The sequence below is a fragment of the Pseudomonas sp. s4 genome, assembly GCF_046764235.1.
GTDB classification, from domain to species: domain Bacteria; phylum Pseudomonadota; class Gammaproteobacteria; order Pseudomonadales; family Pseudomonadaceae; genus Aquipseudomonas; species Aquipseudomonas asiatica.
On sequence record NZ_CP177209.1, the window covers coordinates 2,867,881 to 2,887,022 of the forward strand.

14 protein-coding genes and 1 pseudogene are annotated in these 19,142 nt (G+C 65.4%); 3 read left to right on the forward strand and 12 right to left on the reverse strand.

Annotated features, from left to right (window positions below; translation table 11 throughout):
- Positions 1–4: 4 nt before the first annotated feature.
- The 3 genes from ACK56M_RS13555 to ACK56M_RS13565 all read right to left on the reverse strand — a co-directional run bounded on the left by ACK56M_RS13555 (position 5) and on the right by ACK56M_RS13565 (position 3,313).
- Positions 5–1,153: a phosphotransferase enzyme family protein gene (locus tag ACK56M_RS13555; protein WP_411959522.1), complete on the reverse strand. Its 1,149-nt coding sequence runs from the start codon at positions 1,151–1,153 to the stop codon at positions 5–7.
- Positions 1,150–2,070, reverse strand: a complete 921-nt coding sequence (locus tag ACK56M_RS13560) for an ABC transporter substrate-binding protein (protein ID WP_411959523.1) — start codon at positions 2,068–2,070, stop codon at positions 1,150–1,152. Before ACK56M_RS13560 ends, ACK56M_RS13555 begins: the two co-directional genes overlap by 4 nt.
- 160 nt (positions 2,071–2,230) lie before the next feature.
- On the reverse strand, positions 2,231–3,313 hold the full coding sequence (locus ACK56M_RS13565) for an amidohydrolase (protein WP_411959524.1): 1,083 nt from the start codon (positions 3,311–3,313) through the stop codon (positions 2,231–2,233).
- On the opposite strand from ACK56M_RS13565, the pseudogene ACK56M_RS13570 reads away from it, so the two are divergent.
- Positions 3,275–3,555 (forward strand): annotated as a pseudogene (locus ACK56M_RS13570) (transposase); the annotation flags it as partial. The gene ACK56M_RS13565 and the pseudogene ACK56M_RS13570 sit on opposite strands and share 39 nt — an antisense overlap.
- A gap of 528 nt (positions 3,556–4,083) precedes the next feature.
- Here the strand turns inward: ACK56M_RS13570 and ACK56M_RS13575 are convergent.
- Together ACK56M_RS13575 and ACK56M_RS13580 are read right to left on the reverse strand one after the other, a co-directional pair.
- Positions 4,084–5,667 carry a rhodanese-related sulfurtransferase gene (locus tag ACK56M_RS13575; protein WP_411959525.1) on the reverse strand — a complete coding sequence of 528 codons (1,584 nt, stop codon included), beginning with the start codon at positions 5,665–5,667 and terminating at the stop codon, positions 4,084–4,086.
- Positions 5,664–6,266 (reverse strand): cysteine dioxygenase, encoded by a 603-nt coding sequence (locus ACK56M_RS13580; protein WP_411959526.1) that lies wholly within the window; start codon positions 6,264–6,266, stop codon positions 5,664–5,666. Before ACK56M_RS13580 ends, ACK56M_RS13575 begins: the two co-directional genes overlap by 4 nt.
- A gap of 299 nt (positions 6,267–6,565) precedes the next feature.
- On the opposite strand from ACK56M_RS13580, the gene ACK56M_RS13585 reads away from it, so the two are divergent.
- Positions 6,566–7,519 carry an ABC transporter substrate-binding protein gene (locus ACK56M_RS13585; RefSeq protein WP_411959527.1) on the forward strand — a complete coding sequence of 318 codons (954 nt, stop codon included), beginning with the start codon at positions 6,566–6,568 and terminating at the stop codon, positions 7,517–7,519.
- 112 nt (positions 7,520–7,631) lie between these two features.
- A complete protein-coding gene (locus ACK56M_RS13590; RefSeq protein WP_411959528.1) occupies positions 7,632–8,951 on the forward strand; it encodes an LLM class flavin-dependent oxidoreductase in 1,320 nt (439 codons plus the stop codon).
- A gap of 29 nt (positions 8,952–8,980) precedes the next feature.
- Here ACK56M_RS13590 and ACK56M_RS13595 read toward each other — a convergent pair whose 3' ends face one another.
- From ACK56M_RS13595 to ACK56M_RS13625, 7 genes are all read right to left on the reverse strand, one after another.
- A complete protein-coding gene (locus tag ACK56M_RS13595; protein WP_411959529.1) occupies positions 8,981–11,392 on the reverse strand; it encodes a TonB-dependent receptor plug domain-containing protein in 2,412 nt (803 codons plus the stop codon).
- A gap of 33 nt (positions 11,393–11,425) precedes the next feature.
- Positions 11,426–11,920 (reverse strand): RidA family protein, encoded by a 495-nt coding sequence (locus tag ACK56M_RS13600; protein ID WP_026020330.1) that lies wholly within the window; start codon positions 11,918–11,920, stop codon positions 11,426–11,428.
- 19 nt (positions 11,921–11,939) lie between these two features.
- Positions 11,940–13,502: an NAD(P)/FAD-dependent oxidoreductase gene (locus ACK56M_RS13605; RefSeq protein WP_411959530.1), complete on the reverse strand. Its 1,563-nt coding sequence runs from the start codon at positions 13,500–13,502 to the stop codon at positions 11,940–11,942.
- A 363-nt stretch (positions 13,503–13,865) separates the two neighbouring features.
- Complete coding sequence (locus tag ACK56M_RS13610; RefSeq protein ID WP_411959531.1) at positions 13,866–14,960, reverse strand: LLM class flavin-dependent oxidoreductase; 1,095 nt, start codon at positions 14,958–14,960, stop codon at positions 13,866–13,868.
- A 62-nt stretch (positions 14,961–15,022) separates the two neighbouring features.
- The gene (locus tag ACK56M_RS13615; protein WP_411959532.1) at positions 15,023–16,357 is read right to left on the reverse strand and encodes an LLM class flavin-dependent oxidoreductase; all 1,335 of its coding nucleotides are present in this window, start codon (positions 16,355–16,357) and stop codon (positions 15,023–15,025) included.
- Between the two features lie 272 nt (positions 16,358–16,629).
- Positions 16,630–18,249, reverse strand: coding sequence for a dipeptide ABC transporter ATP-binding protein (locus ACK56M_RS13620; protein WP_411959533.1), 1,620 nt, complete (start codon positions 18,247–18,249; stop codon positions 16,630–16,632).
- Positions 18,246–19,142 carry an ABC transporter permease gene (locus ACK56M_RS13625; protein ID WP_411959534.1) on the reverse strand — a complete coding sequence of 299 codons (897 nt, stop codon included), beginning with the start codon at positions 19,140–19,142 and terminating at the stop codon, positions 18,246–18,248. Before ACK56M_RS13625 ends, ACK56M_RS13620 begins: the two co-directional genes overlap by 4 nt.

The following is a 19,142-nucleotide window of genomic DNA, read 5'->3' on the forward strand; positions in this document are numbered from 1 at the left end:
CCTGTCAGCGCGTGCGTGCGATTCGGTCGAGATGATCGAGCAGGCGGACGCCTTCGCTGTCGCCAAACCAGCGGCCATGGCCGATCAGAAAGTTGTGGTAGGCAATGTCGGCGTTGCTGCGGGATCCGACGATGCCCTGGAAATAGTCGATTTCCGAGAGGGCGAAATCCACATGCACCAGCGGTAGCAGCGCTTTGAGGGTGAGCAGATCGGCCTGGGTCAGACGGCGCTGACTGTGATAGCCGGCCAGCAGCGCATCGACTGCGTCGAGGTCTGCGCTGGCGTGGCCGCCTGCGTCGAGTTCAAGCCAGGGAATGCAATTGCGTTCCAGCGCGGTGGCCAGATCGAACATAGCGAAGGTCAGGTCGCTCAGGCCGAAGTCAAGGACACTCTGCACCTGCGCGGTGCTTCCTGGTTCGGTCCAAAGCAGGTTGGATCCGTGCCAGTCGTTGTGGGTCCACAGTGCCGGCTGGTGCTTGAGCAGCGGCAGCAGGGCGCGGTGGTGGGGCAGATAGAGCTCGCCTAGCGCCTGCTGCCAGTTCTTATCCGCAAGGTAATGGGCCAGCGCGGGCTGCTGCGCCAAGGCCCTTTCGATCGACGCCAGCGGTGCGCAGTCGCCGAACAAGCGCAGGTTGGAAATCAACACTGGCGTTTGCCGGGCTCGCGCGGGGAAGCCTTCGGCGGCCTGGTGCAGGCGCGCGAGGGCCGCTCCCGCCGCGTGGGCATGCGACAGGGTGAGGAACGGTGTCCACGACAGAGCGTCACGGTACAGGTCCTGGCCCTGGGCGAGCGGCAGCACCTCGTAGGTCCATTCCCCCAGGGCAACCACGCTGCTGCCGTTGCGGTCGAGCAACGGGGTGACAACGGGGGCGCCACGCTGTTTCAGGTACTGGACGAAGCGGTGTTCTTCCAAAAGCCAGGTGGGCTGGCGGACACTGCGGTGGTGGCGCTTGACGAACAGTTGCCCCTGGTCCGTGCGCACCTGCGCGGCCGCCGAGAAGGGGCGGGGGCTGTGCCAGTGCAGCTGCTGCAGGGCGCCAACCTGCGGGAAGTGGTTCAGCGCGCTTTCCACATCCCCTTGCGACAGGGCAGGCCAGTCGGCTTCCACGGGTTGCAAGCCCATGCCGTGGGCGATACGCGATGGCTCGGTCATGCCTGCGGCTCCGTCAGGTAACGGTTGCTGGTGGCGCCGCGCCAGGCGTTGGGGTCGGTCAGTACGCCATGGCGGTGCAACCACTGGGCGTAGGGCGCGATCAGTTCTTCGCGTTGCTGGCCCCAGCGCTGTTCATGCAGCCAAGTTGGCGCGATGTGTTGCAGCGATTGGCTGAGCAGCTCCCTCGGAAAGTAAGGCGTGGAGGCCTCGTAGGCGCCCAGGGCGCTCTGCGGGTCTTCGGCCGCCGCACGAAAGCCACGCTCGGTGGCGGCGAGGAAGGCGCGGGCAGTCTCGTGATTGTGCTCGAACCAGCTTTGCCGGCCGCCAAGTAGGTAGCTGTGGTAACGCGGTGCGCCGATGTCGCCGACCGGCCATACGACGCGGCGCTCGGCCGAAACCTTGCTGTCCATCAGCGCTTCCCAGGCCCAGTAGCCGCCGAAACTGGCGTGGGCAACGCCCGCGGCCAGATCCTCGGGGCGCAGCTCGCGTACTTTGCTGTCGACGATGATGACGGCATCCGGGTCGCCGCCATCGGCGGCCACCAGATGGCGGACCATCGCCAGGCCGCGAGGCGTGGGGTTGAGTGCCAGGCGCTTGCCGGCGAGGTCTCTTGGGCGGCGAATGCCGAAGTCGGTCAGGGTCTGGATCGACTCCAGACCCTGATGGTTGATAGCCGCGACGCCCAACAACGGCTGACCGAGGCTGCGCCTGACCAGTAAGCGGTTGCTGGGAAACACGCCGACATCGGCCTCGCCTTTGAGCAAGTGTTCCAAGGTGTCGCCATGGAACGGGTCCGGCACCATCAACTTCACCGACAAGCCGGCGTCCTGATACCAGCCGCGCTCCCGTGCGACGTAGAACCCCGCCGAATTTGGCCAGGGATGGAAATATTCCAGCATTACCCGTACTGCAACCATTCTGTCGTGCTCCTTGATGCCCGCAGGGCTCACGAAGCAGATTTAACGGGTATATAACTGGTATATACCAATACCAGTGGGCTATAGGTTTATTCTAAAAAGTAATAAAATTAATTTATTTAATTTCTTTTGATTCTTTTTCTGCCCCAGCGGAACGCATCTATGACAAAGTCATCCTGCTCAGCGCCCGGATGCCCACCGCAAGGCTTGGATCATCTACCTGGAACCCCGGCGAATGGGTTGGCCATGCCGGCTTGTCGGCCAATGCCGGTGGCGTCACGCCCATGCGCATGAAGATTCCCGGGATCTGCCGGGCGTACTCGGCAAAATCATCGGCGCCGTAGGTGCCATTGTCGAGCTTCACCGGGGTGGTGGAGGCCTGTTGCAGCACCGGCAGCAGGCTGTCCACCAGCGCGGTGTCGTTGTGCCCGGCGCGGTAGTTGCCGGGCAGGTAGTCGATCTCGGCGCTGGCACCGGAGGCTTCGGCAATGTGTTGCGCAGTGCGGCGCATGCGCTGCAGCACGTCTTCGCGCTGTTCGTCGCTGACGGTGCGGATCGAGCCTTCCAGGCGCACTTCGGCGGGGATGATGTTGTGCCGGTCTCCGGCTTCGATGCGGCCCACGGAAATCACCGGCGCCGGCAGCACGCTGAGGTTGGACTGGCGGCTGGGAATTGTTTGCCAGGCGAGAATGGTCTGCGCCGCCACCGGCACCGGGTCGATGCCGGTCCAGGGGAAGTCCGCATGGGTCTGTCGACCCTTGATGCGGGCGACGAAGGTATCCGCCGCCGCGGTGGTTCGGGTACGGCTGAGGGTGAATGTGCCCGCTGTGCCGGCGGTGACGTGGATGCCGAAGATCACCGCAGGCGCCTGATTCGTCAGCACACCTTCCTTGATCATCTGTCGGGCGCCACCGGTTTCGTCCAGGGGCGGGCCTTCCTCGGCCGGCTGGAATATCAGTTTCAGTGTGCTGGGTAACTCGTCGCGCCGCGCTGCCAGCACTTCGGCCACGCCCAAGGCCATGGCCATGTGCGCGTCATGGCCGCAGGCATGCATCACGCCGACCTCCTTGCCCCGGGTGCGGAAATCACCGCTCTGGTCCACCACGCGAACGGTCGAGGTGTAGGGCAGTCCGGTCTGCTCGGTCAGCGGCAGGGCGTCCAGCTCGGCGCGGATCGCCACCACCGGTCCCACTTTGCCGCCGCGACGACGGGTAAGAAACGCCGATTGAAGCGCTGGGAGCATAAACGGTAGTCGAAGCGGTGCAGACCCGACTGGAGCATGACCTCGGAAAGATGAAGGGTCGCCGGCAGACGGTGGAGCATCCCTTCGGAACGCTCAAATACTGGATAGGAAGCACCCACTTCCTGACCAAAACCCTGCCGAGGGTAAGCACCGAGATGAGCCTTCACGTGCTTGCTTACAATCTCAAACGAATGATGAGCATCTTTGGCATCGCTGGGCTGATTGAAGCGATCAGGACATGAGTCCAAGCGTTTTATGCGTCCGTATACGGCTATCTGGGCCGCTGCCGCGGCCCAAATAGCGCAGGCCGCGTGTCCGATGCCCGACTGAGGTAGATCAACACTTAGATCTGCTGAATTGACAGGGCGCCCCAGCTTCTTTCGCTCCTCGACGTACTTACTTGCGTTTTCACACAGCCTGGGTCGTTAGCAGCCATTCGCGAATGACCTTAACGACCCACAGCGGCCAGTGGGGTCAGAGGTGACTTTGTGAGAGCAACTGTCTTGCTCAATTTTCAGAAGCTGGCGCGATCCCAGTGGGCGCGGGTTTACCCGCGAACATGGGCGAAGCCCGTGCCCACAGGGGGCGCGTTAGCCTTGGAATAATGAGCAAGATCATGGTTTTCGCAATGGCTGCAATGGATCGTCAACAGCCCGCTATCTATCCAGAATGCGCTGTCCAGCGCTTGCGTAATGTGTCTGGGCGCTGATCCCTGGAAAACGATAATCGCAACTGGATGATTGGATTGTCGTGAACCCCTGCGTTCAGGTTCAGAGCACCTTGAACCCATGGGTGCCATCGCGCTCGAGTTGCGCGATCAGACCAAACTCCCAGTCCAGATACCCCTGCATCGCCTCGCGAGGATTGTCCGTACCCTCGTAGGGGCGCCGGTAGCGGTCGCTGCGTGGTACGGCAAGCTGCGTTTCGCCGGTTTCCAGCGGTTTCCCGGCAGCGATCCAGCGCGTGGTGCCGCCTTCGAGCAGGTAAACGGGAGTGCGGGTGAGGGCCTGCAGGTCACGCGCGGCGAAGCGTGCCAGCAGGCTGCTGCCGCACGTCAGTACGTAGCGACTGGCCTGTGGCACCCGTTCCAGGGTTTCGGCCAGTTGCGCGCGAATCGCCCAGTGCGCACCGGGGATATGACGCTTGACGTAGTTGGCGCTGGTGGTGAAATCCAGCACCACGGTGCCGTCTTCCTGCAGCCAGCCTTGCAACTGTTCGACACCGATCTCATTGGCCTTGGGTAGCTCCGGCAGCGGCGCCTGCCAATCGCCGACGGCGCTGAAATCTGCCACCGACAGCCCGTCCAGCACCGCCACCTGCCAGCCCATCTGCGCCAGCCACGACGCGCTCATGTTGGCGCGCACGCCATCGTCGTCCACCAGCACGATGCGTGCGCCGCGCACGCTGGCGACGTGGTCGGTTTCCTGCACCAGCTGCCCGCCGGGCACGCTGCGGCTGCCGGGCAGATGGCCTGCAACGTATTCTTCGGGCGTGCGCACATCGAACAGGTAAGTGGTACGGCTGGCGTCGGCCTGCCAGGCATCAAGCCCGGCGCGCTCCAGGCGCAGCACGCCGGCGCGGTCGGCCACAGCACGAGCCTGGCGGGCGGCGTTGGCACGGGTGCCGGCGCTCACCTGGGCGAAGGTCTTGTCCTGGCCGTGAGCCAACTGCTGCCCGGCCAAGGTCCAGCCGATGGTGCCGTTGCGCAGGGCGGCCACCGGGTTGGGGATGCCGGCGTTGACCAGCGACTGGGTGCCGATGATGCTGCGGGTGCGGCCGGCGCAGTTGACGATCACCTGGGTGGCCGGGTTCGGCGCCAGCTCGGCCACTCGCAGCACCAATTCGGCGCCGGGCACGCTGATGCCACCGGGGATGCTCATGGTCTGGTATTCGTCGAAGCGCCGGGCGTCGAGCACCACCACGTCTGCCTTGTCATCGAGCAGCGCCTGCACCTGCTCGGCGGCCAGCGAGGGGGTGTGGCGCACGCTCTCGACCAACTCGCCGAAGGCTTTGCTGGGGACGTTGACGTCACGGAACAGCTCACCGCCTGCCGCGCGCCAGCCGGCCAGGCCGCCGTCGAGCACGGCCACGTCGCTGTAGCCCAGCGCGAGCAGGCGCTGCGCCGCCACGGCGGCCAGGCCTTCGCCATCGTCGTAGACGGTGATGGCGGTGTCACGTCGCGGCACACGGGCGAAGATTTCCAGCTCCAGTCTCGACAGCGCCACGTTGGCGGCGAACAGCGGGTGCTCCTGGGCGAACGGGTCCTCTTCGCGCACATCGATCAGGGCCAGTTCCTCGCGGGCCAGTAGGGCGCGGCGGATGTCTTGGTAACGGCGGGTGGTGACTGTGCTCATGGGGCAGGGTTCTCTTTGGACAGGTCCCAGATGTTGGGCAGGCGGGTATTGGAATAGCCGGAAATGAACGCTTTTTCGCTGCCGTCCTCAGCGTACACCGCGCGCTTGACCGCGCCGATGTTGCCGCCGTAGACGTGGATGCTGATCGACACCTGATCACTGAAGGCATTGCTGACCTGGTGAATATCACCAATGCGCGGCGACACGGCCTCCACCTGACCTGGCGCCAGGCGCACCGGTGCGCCGCTGGGCTGCAGTGCGCCCTGGGCGTCGCGGGTGAAGTCTTGGGAGTATTCAGCGCCGCGCAGCATGCCGATCAGCCCCCACACCCGGTGATCGTGGATGGGCGTGCGCTGCCCCGGCCCCCAGACGAAGCTCACCACCGAAAAGCGTTGGCGCGAGTCGCAGTGCAACAGGTACTGCTGGTAGCGCTGCGGGTCGGGCTGGGCGAGGTCGTCTGGTAGCCAGTCGTCCTGCGCAACCAGGCTGGCCAGCAGGCCCTGGCCGCGGTCGAGAAGGGTGGCTTCGTCGGGATGCTGTTCGAGCAACTCGGCCAGGCTGTCGATGAAGTGGCGCAGGCGCTCCGGGTTATGGCTCATGGTTCAGGCTCGGTGTTCGGGTTTCATATTACCCTAGCAAAGCCTTTTTCTATTCTCAAAATGCAAAATAATCATAAGCTAATATGCAAATAATGCATTTACAGATGAGCGTTTCTGCTTTCAAATCCCATCACGCCGAAGGCATGAGGTTATGCCCAAAGCGCATTTCACAGCAGCTATATTGATCTATAAATTATAAAAATAGATCAAGTAAGACCTAAACGATATAAACCCGTTGCCACGAGACCGCACCTGCGGATCGGCCCTGACATGCCCCAAGCGGGCATCTGGAGACCCCCGTGCGTTACTTCAAGCAACTGGCCGCCACTGTGCTGGCCACCACCTTCAGCCTTGCCGCCGCCGCCCAGACCTTGGTCGTTGGCGACCAGAGCTACAACGCCCGTGCGGTGATGGAAGCGGCCGGGGTACTGGACAACCTGCCTTATGAGCTGGAGTGGAAGCAGTTCACCGCAGGCTCCCCTGTGGCCGAGGCGCTCAACGTCGGCAGCCTCGACATTGGCCTGCTGGGCGATGCACCGCCCTTGTTTTTGGGCGCCTTGGGCGCGCCGATCAAGGTGATCGCGGTCAGCCGCCAGAACCTCGAAGGGGTGGCGATTCTGGCGCGCAAGGATTCGTCGATCCACAGCCTGCAAGACCTGCGTGGCAAGCGCGCGGCGATCTGGAAGGGTTCGTGGAGCCAGCAACTGTTGTTCAGCGCCCTGGACAAGGCCGGCGTACCGCGTGATGCGTTGGAGCTGCGTTACCTCAGCGCGCTGGACGCTTCCCACGCCCTGGACGGCGGCTCGGTGGACGTGATCGCCACCTGGGAGCCCTACGTTACCCAGCAAGAACGCCAGGGCGCCCGCGTACTGGCCACTGCCGAAGGCGTGATCCCGGCGCAGAGCTTCGTGGTGGCCAACGCCAAGGCGGTGGACGCCAAGCGCGCGCAGATCGCCGACTTTCTGCAACGGCTGAAAAAAGCCCGCGACTGGACCCTGAGCGACCCGGCCCACACCGAGGCCTACGCCGACGCCTGGGCCAAGCGCACCCGCGCCGACCGCGACATCGCCCGCGCCTGGTTCGCCCGTGCGCGCACTGACCTTGCGCCGCTGAACCCGCAGGTGATCGTCGACGCGCAGAAAACCGTGGACTTCTTCGCCGGGCTCGGGCTGATCCAGACGTATCCGGCCAGCAGCTTGTTCGATACCTCGTTTGGTGCGGCTATCGAGCAGCCGGCTGTCAGCCAGCACTGAAGCTCTGCGCTGGCTTCTTCGCGGGCAAGCCCGCTCCCATAGGCAAGCGCAGATCCCTGTGGGAGCGGGCTTGCCCGCGAAGGCCTCCCCTTGATTGCAAAGGACTCCCCCCATGACCCAACGCAAAATCAAACTCGGCGCCCTGACCATGGGCTGCGGCGGCCCCGGCCGGCACAACCTGTGGCTGGACCCCGAACTGCCGGCGGACGCCAGCGTCAACATCGACTGGTACATCGACATCGCCCGCCAGGCCGAGGCTGCGCTGTTCGACCTGATGTTCATCGTCGACAGCCAGTTCATCACCCCTGGATCCCCCTCGCACTACCTCAACCGCCTGGAGCCGCTGACCCTGCTGTCCGCCTTGGCCGTGAGCACCCGCCATATCGGCCTGGTCGGCACCCTCACCACCTCCTACAACGCCCCGTACAACGTTGCTCGCCGGCTCGCTTCGCTGGACCTGATCAGCAAGGGCCGCGCCGGCTGGAACGTGGTCACCAGTGGTGATGCCGGCACCGCCGGCAACTACGGGCTGGATGAGCACTACGACTACGACACCCGCTACGCCCGGGCCCAGGAGCATGTGCAAGTGGTACAGGGGCTGTGGCACTCCTACGAGGACGACGCCTTCCCCCGTGACCGCGCCAGCGGCCGCTTCCTCGACCCCGCCAAGCTGCATGGGCTGAGCCACAAGGGCGAGCATTTTTCGGTGGTGGGGCCGCTGAACATCCAGCGCTCGCCCCAGGGCCAGCCTGTGATCTTCCAGGCCGGCGACTCCGAGCAGGGTCGCGACCTGGGTGCGGCCACCGCCGATGTGGTGTTCACCCATGCCGCCAGCATCGAGCAGGGCCAGGCCTTCTACCGTGACGTCAAGGGCCGCGCGGCACGCCTGGGGCGTGATCCGGAGCAGCTGCTGGTGCTGCCGGGCGCGGAGATCTACGTGGGGGATACTGACGAGCACGCCCGTGAGATCGAACGGCACTATCACCAGGCCGATCACAGCTTCGAGCTGGCGCTCAAGGAGTTCGGGCGCAATTTCGGCTGGCACGACTTCAGCCAGTACGCGCTTGACGCCCCATTCCCGCAAGAGAGCCTGGAGCATGCCCGCAGCAGCTTCTTCACCAATGCCAAGCGCATCGCCGACCAGGCGCGGGAAAAAGGCTTCAGCCTGCGCCAGGCGGTGGAATTCGGTCGCCAGTTGCGTCCCGGCGCGTTCGTCGGTTCCGCGCAGACGGTGGCGGCGAAGATGGCCGAATGGTTCGAGGCGCGGGCTTTGGACGGGTTCAACATTTATATAGGGCATCCGGGGCAGTTCCGTCGCTTTACCGAGGAGGTGGTGCCGCTGTTGCAGGAGCGTGGGGTGTATCGCACGGCGTATGAAGGCAGCACCTTGCGCGAGAGCCTGGGGCTGTCGATTCCGCGGTTTAGCCGGTAGATCGTCGGGGCTGCAACGCAGCCCCCTTTTCAGAAGTTGTACGTCACCCGCCCAAAGTAATACCCCCCGGTAAAACCATACGGCGAGTACACCCCATACCCCTTGACCATGGTCTTGCTGCTCGGCGCCTGGCGCTCTGGGTACACATCGAACAGATTGCGCGCACCCACCGCCAGCTCAAGGTCCTTGGTCAGCTGGTAGCCCACATCCAGGTCGGTGATCCAGCGCGCCTTGTACTCGCGGTCCAGTGAGCGGTCGTTGGCAGCGTTGACCTCGCGCCACGAGCCATAGCGCGTCAGCCCCAGGTTGACCCGGTAGCGGTCCAGCCGCCAGTTGCCGCCCAGGATCAGCTTGGTGTGCGGCTGCACCTCGGTGAGCAGGTTGCGGGCCTGGCGGTCCATCAGCGTGTAGGGGGCGCCGAGAATGTTCACGCTTTGCTTGTAATCGAGGATGTCGGTGTCGTTCCAGTTGAACGCTGCGGTCCACTTCACGGTGCCGGCGCTGCCTAGATCCTGGTCGTAGCTGCCCACCAGGTCCAGGCCCTTGGTGCGGGTGTCTGCGCCGTTGGTGAAGTACTGCCCGCCGGAGGTCGAGTCGATGCCGTTGTCGAGCAACGCCTGAGTGACTTCCGGGCCGAGCAGGGTGCCGGTGAGGGTGATGCGGTCGCGCACGTTGATCAGGTAGGCATCGGCGGTGAAGGCCAGGCGGTCGGTGGGTTGCCAGGTCAGGCCGAGGCTGTAGTTGGTGGATTTTTCAGGCTTGAGCGCTTCGGCCCCCAAGGCCTTGGCCGCCGCCGAGTCCACCGGCAGCACGCCGTAGTTGATCGACTGATACACGCCATTGACCACCCCGTAGGTGGTGGAGCGCGCGCTGAACAGGCTGTTGGCCAGCGATGGTGCACGGAAGCCGTTGCTCACCGTAGCCCGCAGTGCCAGTTCCGGGGTGAACTCGTAGCGGGTGGTGAGCTTGCCGCTGCGGGTGGCGCCGATGCCGCGGTCGTAGTGCTCGTAGCGCACAGCCGCGCCCCAGTACCACTGTGGCAACGGGTTGAAGCCCACATCCAGGTAGCCGGCGTAGCTGTTGCGGCTGGCGCTGGTGGCCTCGGCCGGGGAGATGCCGTTGGTCACCTGTGCGCCGGAGGCGGCGCAGTTGCCTGGGGTGGGGCAGTAACCGCCGTCGGCCCAACTGGCCCAGTCGCCGGCTTGCACCTGGTAGGTGTCGCGGCGCTGTTCAAGGCCCCACGAGAAGTCCAGCGGCTTGCTCAGCCCCACCTCGAAGCTGCGGTGCAGGTCGAGGTTGCTGGTCAGTTGCGAGCTGACCCAGGTGCCGGACTCGAAGTGGTTGGGGGTGGCCTCGCCCAGCGACGGGTTCTGGTTGTTCCAGGTGCCCTGGGCGGCTTCGTTGCGCCCGTAGGTGCTCGACAGGTCCCAGTTCCACTCCCCGGCCAGGCCCTTGGCACCGAACGCGGCCTGGTAGTCGTGCTCTTCGATGTACCAGGTGGGCGTGTAGCCCGACGGGCGCCCATTGGGCCCGGTGGTGATGGTGTTGGCGATGGTCGGCAGACGGAAATTCTGGCCCTGCTCGGCCTTGCGGTACGACCAGGTGCTGAACGAATACAGGGTCAGATCGTCTTGCAGGGGCAGCTCGGCGTTGTAGCCCAGGGTCAGCAGGTTGATCTTCGGCGTGCCGTAGCCGCCGTAGGTGACCTTGCCGGCGCGGTCCAGCGCTTCGGCCTGGCTGTAGCCGTTGGCGCTGGCCTTGTTGTCGTCGTTCTGGCTGCGCGCATCCAGCGCCAGCTGCAGGATGCCGTCACGACCGATCTCGAAACCCTTGTTCAGGCTTTGCTGCACGGTCTGTTTCTTGCCGTCGTAGCCTTGGCCGGCCGTGGTCACGGCGGTGCCGCTGGTGTCGGCCTTGAGGATCACGTTGATCACCCCGGCGATGGCGTCCGAGCCGTATTGGGCAGCGGCGCCGTCGCGCAGCACCTCGACATGGTCGATGGCGCTGATGGGGATCAGGTCCAGGTCGCTGGGCGCGGCACCGGCGTTGATGCCGCTGATGTTCAGGGTGGCGCTGGTGTGGCGGCGCTTGCCGTTGACCAGCACCAGCACCTGGGCGGCGTTGAGCCCGCGCAGGTTCGGCGCGCGGGCCATGCCGCTGGCGTCCCAGCCGGTCTTTTCCGGCAGGGTGAGCGAGGGCACGCTGGCGCTCAGGGCTTCCATCAGGCCGGGCTTGCCGGTTTCCTGCAATTGCTTGGCGCTGATCACGTCGATCGGCACGGGGCTTGTGGTGACGGTGCGCTTCTCGGCGCCACGGTTGCCGGTGACGATCACCGTGCCCAGGGCCTGGGCACTGGGCTCATCGGCCAGTGTCGGGGTAGTTTGCAGCCCCGCGGCGAGGGCCACGGGGAGTAACGAGGCAGAGGTAAAGACTTGCTTCATGCACGCAGTTCCTTGTTGGGCGGGATGGCGCGCTCAGGGCGCCTTGGCCGCGATCGCGTCGATTTCCACCAGCGCGCCCGGCAACGGCAGGGCCACCACCTGCAAGGCGGTGCGGGTCGGGGTGCGGGGTTGATCGGCGGTGGCGAAGAACTCGGTGTAGGCCGCTTGCAGTCCGGCGAAATCGAGGTTGCCGCCATTGGCCGGATCGCCCACCAGGAACACCCGCAACTGGACGATGTCGCCCAGGTCCAGGCCTTGGCTCTGCAAGGCTGCGCGCAGTTTTTTCAGCACCGAACGGGCCTGTGTTTCGGTATTACCCAGGGCCGCGACGCTGCCCTTGGGCGCCTTGGGGTCTGCTACATCCGGCAGGGTGCCGCTGATGAAGGTCAGCTGACTGCCGGCCGGCACCGTGACCAGTTGCGAGATGGGGAAGTTTGAGCCAGGTGGCGCGACGCGCTTGATGCCGTCGGCGTGGGCGTTGAGGGTCAGGGACATGAGCACTCCGGCAAGCAGAAGAAGACGAGGCATGGGTAGGATTCCTGCAGGGTCAGGCGGCAGCGCCGCGGGTGGTCTGGCGGGCGTGTTGGGCGATCAGGCTGACCACGCGGCGGGCAGATTCGGCGGCGCTGTTCTGCCAGATGCCCACCCCGCCATGGGCCAGGGCGTCACTGGCGAGCCAGGTACGGCCCTGGGGCTGGTTGAGCCGGTCGTAGCCGGGCTGGGCGACTTCGTCGTGGACGATCCAAGGCGCCTCGCTGAAGGGGATCTTCGACCAGTTCACCACCACCGGCCGGGCGAGTTTCTGGCTGTGACCGGGGTGCAGCGATTCCACCGCCTGGCGCGACGAGGCAATCTGCGCGGCCAATGGCTTGGCGGCGAACTGCTGGGCCACGCCACCGGTGTTGTAGGTGGCCACCAGCACACCCTGGGCGCTGTTGAGACGATCACTGGGGTACCACAGGGTGCGCGCCTCGTGGTTGATGTAGCTGAGGCCGCCGTAGATCTGAAAATCCGTTTCCCAGAACCGCGGCGACTGCCAGGCCACCTTGTTGGCCTTGTCGCCTTCGGCACTGGCGATGGCTTGCCTGAACGGCGCGTCGAAGTTGTTCGGCAACTTGGCCAGCAGCGGCAAGGGCAGGGTAACGATGGCGTAGTCGGCCTGCTCGACGTGCTGCTGGCCGCTCTTGCGATCACGCCACACTACCTTGGCGCCGGTGTCGCCGGTTTCGACCCCGAGCACCTCGGCGCCCAGGCGTACGCTGTCCTGGACCTGGCGGTAGAAAGCCTTGGGGATCTGGTCCATGCCGCCCACTGGCTGGAACATGGTCGAGGAAAACTCCGGGATCTCGTCGAACACCAGCGGCAGTAGCAGGTTGCTGTCCAGCAACTGATCGAGCGGCACGGGTTGGCGCTGGATCGGCGTCTGGTCGCCGGCGCCGGCGAAGCGGGTGTAGCCGGCGCGCACCGAGCCGCGGTACTGCTGTTGGCTGTCGAGGTCACCGTAGATCTTGAGGAAGTCCAGCAGCGCCTTGCGCTGGCCACTGTTGAGTTCGGCATCCAGGCTGTTGCGGCTGACGCTGCGCGCCAGCAGCTCGCTGAAATGCCCACGGGTGTCGTTGACCGCCTGGCGCAGCAGCAGTGGTGGACGGGCAAGGTCGGGTTGGGCCAGGGCGTTGCGGCTGCTGTTGACCAGCACCTGCAACTCCACGCCCAGTTCGCGGCAGTAACCCAGGATGGTCAGGTGATGGCTGGGCAGGCGTGCGGCGCCGGCGTTGAAGAACTGGCCCTGGTCGAATTCCACGCGCTGCGTGGTGCCGTCGTTGTGTTCGATGCGGTCGCCCTGGCGCAGGGTCCAGACCCGGCCGCCGACCCGCTCGCGGGCCTCCAGCACGGTCACGTTGAAGCCTGCCTTGCGCAGCTCGTAGGCCGACACCAGCCCGGAAATACCGGCGCCGACAATCACCACGCGCTTGCCATTGCCACCGTTGGCGGCCAGTTGCAAGGGTTCGAAGGTGGCGGCCAGGGCGTTCTGCCCCAGCGCGCCCAGTGCCGCTGAATAGCCGCCGATAGCGGCAAGGCGGGCGATCAGATCTCTACGGGACAATCCCATGTCGCGGTCTCCGAGAAGTTGGGTTCGGATGTGCGCAACAGGGCAGGCGGACGCATGGCGAGGCCCGACGACGGTTGGCACGAATCCATTTGCCTCCGCCAGGTCGGGGTCGGTTTACAGAACTTAATGGTCTTTACAGGGGTTGTGAAAGGCTTTTTTGTTCTAAGTTAATTATGTAATTTGATAATTATGTTCGTTTTGTTAAATGCGTAATTTGTATTTTGTGGTGAGTTGTTCATTCATTTGGCGGCAACACGAAAAGGCCCCTTCGCGGGGCAAGCCCGCTCCCACGCGATGCACAACGGTCGTGCTTTTCGTGGGAGCGGGCTTGTCCTGCGAAGGGGCCGTTGCCGTTATGAAGATCTAGGCCGTACGCGTGCTACGCTCACCTTCCCGCAGCGCAACCAGCGCCTTGATCCGCGGAATCAACGCCTGCCCATACTCCACCGCATCGCGCAACTGATCGAACCCCCGGAACAAGAAGGTACTCACCCCCAGCTCGTAATACGCGTGCGCAGCCTCGGCCACCTGATCCGGCGTGCCCACCAGCGAGGTGGAGTTGCCCGCACCGCCGCCGAGCGCGGCGATCTCGGTCCACAGCCGGGTGTCGTGCACCTTGCCGGCCAGCTGCACCAGCCGTTCGGAACCCACGTTGCTCTTGCCGAAGTTCTTCTCGCGGCGGTTGCCCTGGCGGATACCGATACGCTGCTTGGCATCGGCCAGAATGCGCTCGGCGCGGGCCCAGGCTTCGTCCTCGGTGGCGCCGAGGATCGGGCGCAGCGACAGGCTGAAGCGGATGTGCTTCTCGCGCCCGTAGCGGGCGGCGGCCTTGCGGACCTTGGCAATCCGCTCGCGCACTTGCTCCAGCGGCTCGCCCCACATCATGTACACGTCGGCGTGCTTGGCGGCGACCTCCACGGCGGCGTCGGAGGCGCCGGAGAAGTAGATTGGCAGCTTGCCCACCGGTTTGACCAGGGTCAGGTTGTCTTCCACCCGGTAATGTTCACCCTGGTGGTCGAAGGGTTCGGTCCGGGTCCAGGTGTTGCGCAGTACCTCCAGGTACTCGTCGGTGCGGGCGTAGCGGGCGTCCTTGTCGAGAAAGTCACCGTCGCGCTGCAGGTCGCCGCTGTCGCCGCCGGTGATCACGTTGATCGAGGCGCGGCCACGGCTGAGCTGGTCGAGGGTGGCGAACTGGCGGGCGGCGAAGGTCGGCGCCTGGAAGCCTGGGCGGTGCGCCACCAGCAGGCCAATGCGCTCGGTGAGTGCGGCCACGTAGCTGGCCAGGATCATCGAGTCTGGCGCGCTGGTGTTGACGGCCAGCAGCGCCTTGTCGAAACCGCCGTATTCCTGGGCCTGGGAGAACGCCTTGATGAATTCCAGGTCTACCAGCGGGCCGCGCGGGGCCTGGGATTCGCTGCCTTCCTGGGGGCCGATGAGGCCGATGAATTCGAGAGTCATGGAGCAAAATTCCTTTTCTGGGGGTATGGGCGGGCTGGGGCTGCGAAGCCGCCCGGGCGGTCTCAAGCCACTGCGCTTTGTTCGCGGCGCAAGGTATTGCGGTTGGCCGGCACATCGAGCCCGAAGTTGGCGCGCAGGGTGTCGCCTGCGTACTCGCCGTGTACCAGCCCGCGCGCCTGCAACAGCGGCACCACCAGCTCGGTGAAGTACTGCAGGCCATCGGGCAGCAACTGGTTGATGATGAAACCGTCGGCGGCGCCGTGCTCGAACCAGTCCTGCAGGGCGTTGGCCACTTGCTCGGGGGTACCGACGAAGTCGCGGCGCGGGCGCGAGAAGCGCAGGGCCAGTTCGCGCAGGGTCAGTTGTTCGTCCCGGGCCAGCTGCTTGAGCTGGTCGGCGGTGCCTTTGTGGCTGTTGTCGCCCAGGGTGCCCAGGTCGGGGAAGGGCGCGTCCAGCGCGTGCTGGCTGAAGTCGTAGTCGTTGAACGGGCGGCCCAGGGCGACGATGGCATCCTCGATGCTCACCAGCTCCACGGCCTGCTGGTAGCGGCGTTCCACTTCCCCCTCGTCACGCCCGACGATGGGGCGGATGCCCGGCAGGATGAACAGCTGCTCAGGGTCGCGGCCATGCTTGGCAGCGCGCTGCTTGAGGTCCTGATAGTAGGCGCGGGCGTCGCTGAACGACTCGGGGCTGACGAAGATCGCATCGGCGTTCTGCGCGGCGAAGTTGCGTCCGTCCTCGGACACTCCGGCCTGGAAGATCAGCGGCTGGCCCTGGGGCGAGCGCTGGATGTTCAGCGGGCCTTTGACCTTGAAGAACTCGCCCTGGTGGCCGAGGGTGTGCAGTTTGTCCGGGGCGAAAAACTCGCCGGTGTGTTTGTCGCGGGTGAAGGCATCATCCTCCCACGAATCCCACAGGCCCTTGACCACCTCGACGTGCTCGCGGGCGATGCGGTAGCGCACGGCATGCGGCGGGTGCTCGGCCTTACCGAAGTTGTCGGCAGTGCCTGATAACCACGAGGTGACCACGTTCCAGCCGGCACGCCCACCGCTGATCAGGTCCAGCGAGGCGAACTGGCGCGCGACCTGGAACGGTTCGGTGTAGCTGACCGTGACCGTGGCCACAAGACCAATGTGCGAGGTGACTGCGGCCAGGGCCGAAAGAACGGTCAATGGCTCGAAGCGGTTGAGGTAGTGGGGGCTGGAGCGGGCATGGATGTGCAGGCTGTCGGCGATGAAGGCGAAGTCGAATTTGGCGGCCTCGGCCAGTTGTGCCTGCTGCTTGTAGAAGCCGAAGTTGACACTGGCATCGGCCAGCGCCTCGGGGTGGCGCCATTCGCCCCAGCCGTGGCCGACACCGTGGATCATCGCGCCGAGTTTGATTTGTCGCTTGCTCATGGGGAGTCCTTCTGCAATCAGGTGATGGAGGCCTCCGCCGGGTGTGGGGTCGGACTGGTAAAGGGGACGTTAGCGTGGGGGAGAGGGGGTTGTGAAAGGCTTTGTGGTTCTAAGCTAATTATGCATACGCATTATTTGATGCGTTATTTAATATGCATTGTTTTTTGTTTTCGCTTGATGCTGTCGCAGGCTTCGCCAGCTCCCGTAATATCCGGTGTGAACCTTGTGGGAGCTTGCGATAGGGCCGTCAGAGCAAATCAGGGGATCCGCCTTTACACCGCCACCGGCAACACACTGCGCGAATGCCCCGGGATCGCCGCAATCAACTCCCGGGTATAGGCACTGGCCGGACGGCTGAACACCTCCAGCGCCGGCCCTTGCTCCACCACCTGCCCGCGCCGCAGCACCAGCACCTGATCGGCCATGCTGGCCACCACCGCCAGATCATGGGACACCAGCACATAGGCGATCCCCAGCTCGCGCTGCAACTCATCGAGCAGCGCGAGGATCTGCGCCTGCACCGACACATCCAGCGCGCTCACCGGCTCGTCCAGCAGCAACACGTGCGGCTCCAGCGCCAGGGCCCGGGCGATCGCCACCCGCTGGCGCTGCCCACCGGACAACTCCCGCGGCAGGCGGTCGAGAAAGTACACTGGCAACTGCACCCGGGCGATCAGTTCACGCGCCTTGCGCTCCAGGGCCTGGCCCTTGAGCACACCAAACGCCACCAGCGGCTCGACGATGCTGTCGAACACCGTGAAGCGCGGATCGAGCGCGGCGAAGGGGTTTTGCTGCACCAGCTGGATGCGCCGGCGCAGTGGCCTGAACTGGCGCCAGCTGTAGTGGGTGACGTCCTGGCCTGCAAACTCCACACGGCCCTGGGTGGGCGTCTCCAGCCCCAGGGCGATACGCAGCGCGGTGCTCTTGCCCGAGCCCGACTCACCGACGATGGCCAGGGTCTGGCCTGCTTTGACCTCCAGGCTCAGGTCGTGCAGGGCAGTGAAGTGGGCGTCCTTGCCCGGCAGCGCAAAGCGCTTTCCGACGTTGCTCAGACGCAGCAGCGGCGTTTCTCCCAGGGCGGTGTTCGGCCGCTGGCGTGGCACGAAGGCGGGCGCAGCGGCAAGCAGGTCGCGGGTGTAGGGCTGTGGCGTGCCCCACAGCACCTGACGCGGCGAGGCGTGCTCCACCAACTCGCCGTGCTTCATCACCAGCAGGCGGTCGGCACGGTCGCAGGCCATCCCCAGGTCGTGGGTGATGATCAGCAGCGTGATGCCGCGCTCGGCCACCAGCCGTTGCAGGTGGTCGAGGATGCGCCGTTGCACGGTCACATCAAGCGCGCTGGTGGGCTCGTCGGCGATGATCAGGCGCGGATCGCCGGCCAGGGCGATGGCGATCAGCACCCGCTGGCGCATGCCGCCAGACAGCTCGTGGGGGTATTGGCGGGCGCGCAGGGCCGGGTCGTCCAGGCCCACTTGGGTCAACAGCTCCAGCACATCGGCTTCCAGCCCCGGATAACGCCGGCCGCGGGCCAGCAGCAGGGCTTCGGCGATCTGCCGGCCGATGCGCAGGGTGGGGTTGAGGCTGACCATCGGGTCCTGCGGTACCAGGCCAACGATACGCCCGCGCAGTTGGCGTCGGGCCTGCTCGTTGGCCTGCGCCACATCCACCCCGGCGACCAACAGCTGGCCCTGGTCGATCCGCGCATTGCCCGGCAGCAGGCCGAGCAGGGCATTGGCCAGGGTCGACTTGCCCGAGCCGGACTCGCCGACGATGGCCAGGGTTTCGCCCTGGTTCAGGCTGAACGACAGTTGGCGTACGGCTTCGGTACGCTGCCCGGCGAAGTGGTAGCTGACACTGAGGTCGCGGACCTCGATCAACGCAGGCTGGCTCATCGGGCATGCTCCTCGACGCTGCGCGCCAGGTGGTTGAGGCTGAACACCACGGCCACCACGAACAATCCCGGCAACAGGGATACCCACGGGGCGGTGATGAGGAAGTGGCGGCCATTGGCGATCAGCGTGCCCCATTCGGCCGCCGGTGGCGCAGCGCCAAAGCCGAGAAAGCTCAGGCCCGCGGTGGCGAGGATGGCCGCGCCGAAGTCCAGGGTGGCGAGCACCGCCACCGGGCCCCAGGCATTGGGCAGCACATGGCGCAGCAGCGTGCGCGCCCAGCTGGCGCCGCCCAGGCGCGCGGCCTCGACATAGGGCAGGGTCTTGATGCGCAGCACCTCGGCGCGGGTGGTGCGGGCAAAGCCGGGGATGATACCGACGCCTACGGCAATCGCCACCGGCACCGTGCCGAAGCCGATGGCGGTGACGATCGCCAGGGCCAGCAACAGACCGGGCAGGGCCAGCAGCACGTCGATCAGGCGCATCAACGCGGCGTCCACGCGCCCGCCGGCAAAGCCGGCCAGCACGCCCAGGCCCAGGCCGCCGGCCAGGGCGATGGCCACCGCCAGCAGCGCGGCCTGCACGCTCAAGCGCGCGCCGTAGACCACCCGGGTGTACAGGTCGCGGCCCAGCTCGTCGGTGCCGAACCAGTGCACAAGGCTCGGCGCGCTGAGTTTGTCGGCGGGGGAGGTGGCGTACGGGTCGAAGCTGGTCAGCAGTTGTGGAGCCAGCGCGCTCAGCAGAGCGAACAGCACTACCAGCAAGGCCAGGCCGAAACCGGGGCGGCGCAGTAGCGGGGCCACGGCCTCGTGCAGGCGTTGCCAGCGCGTGCGGCGCTGCCATTGCTGTGGAGCAGTTGAGGGGACTGGATGATAGAGGCGAGTATCGGAAGTCAT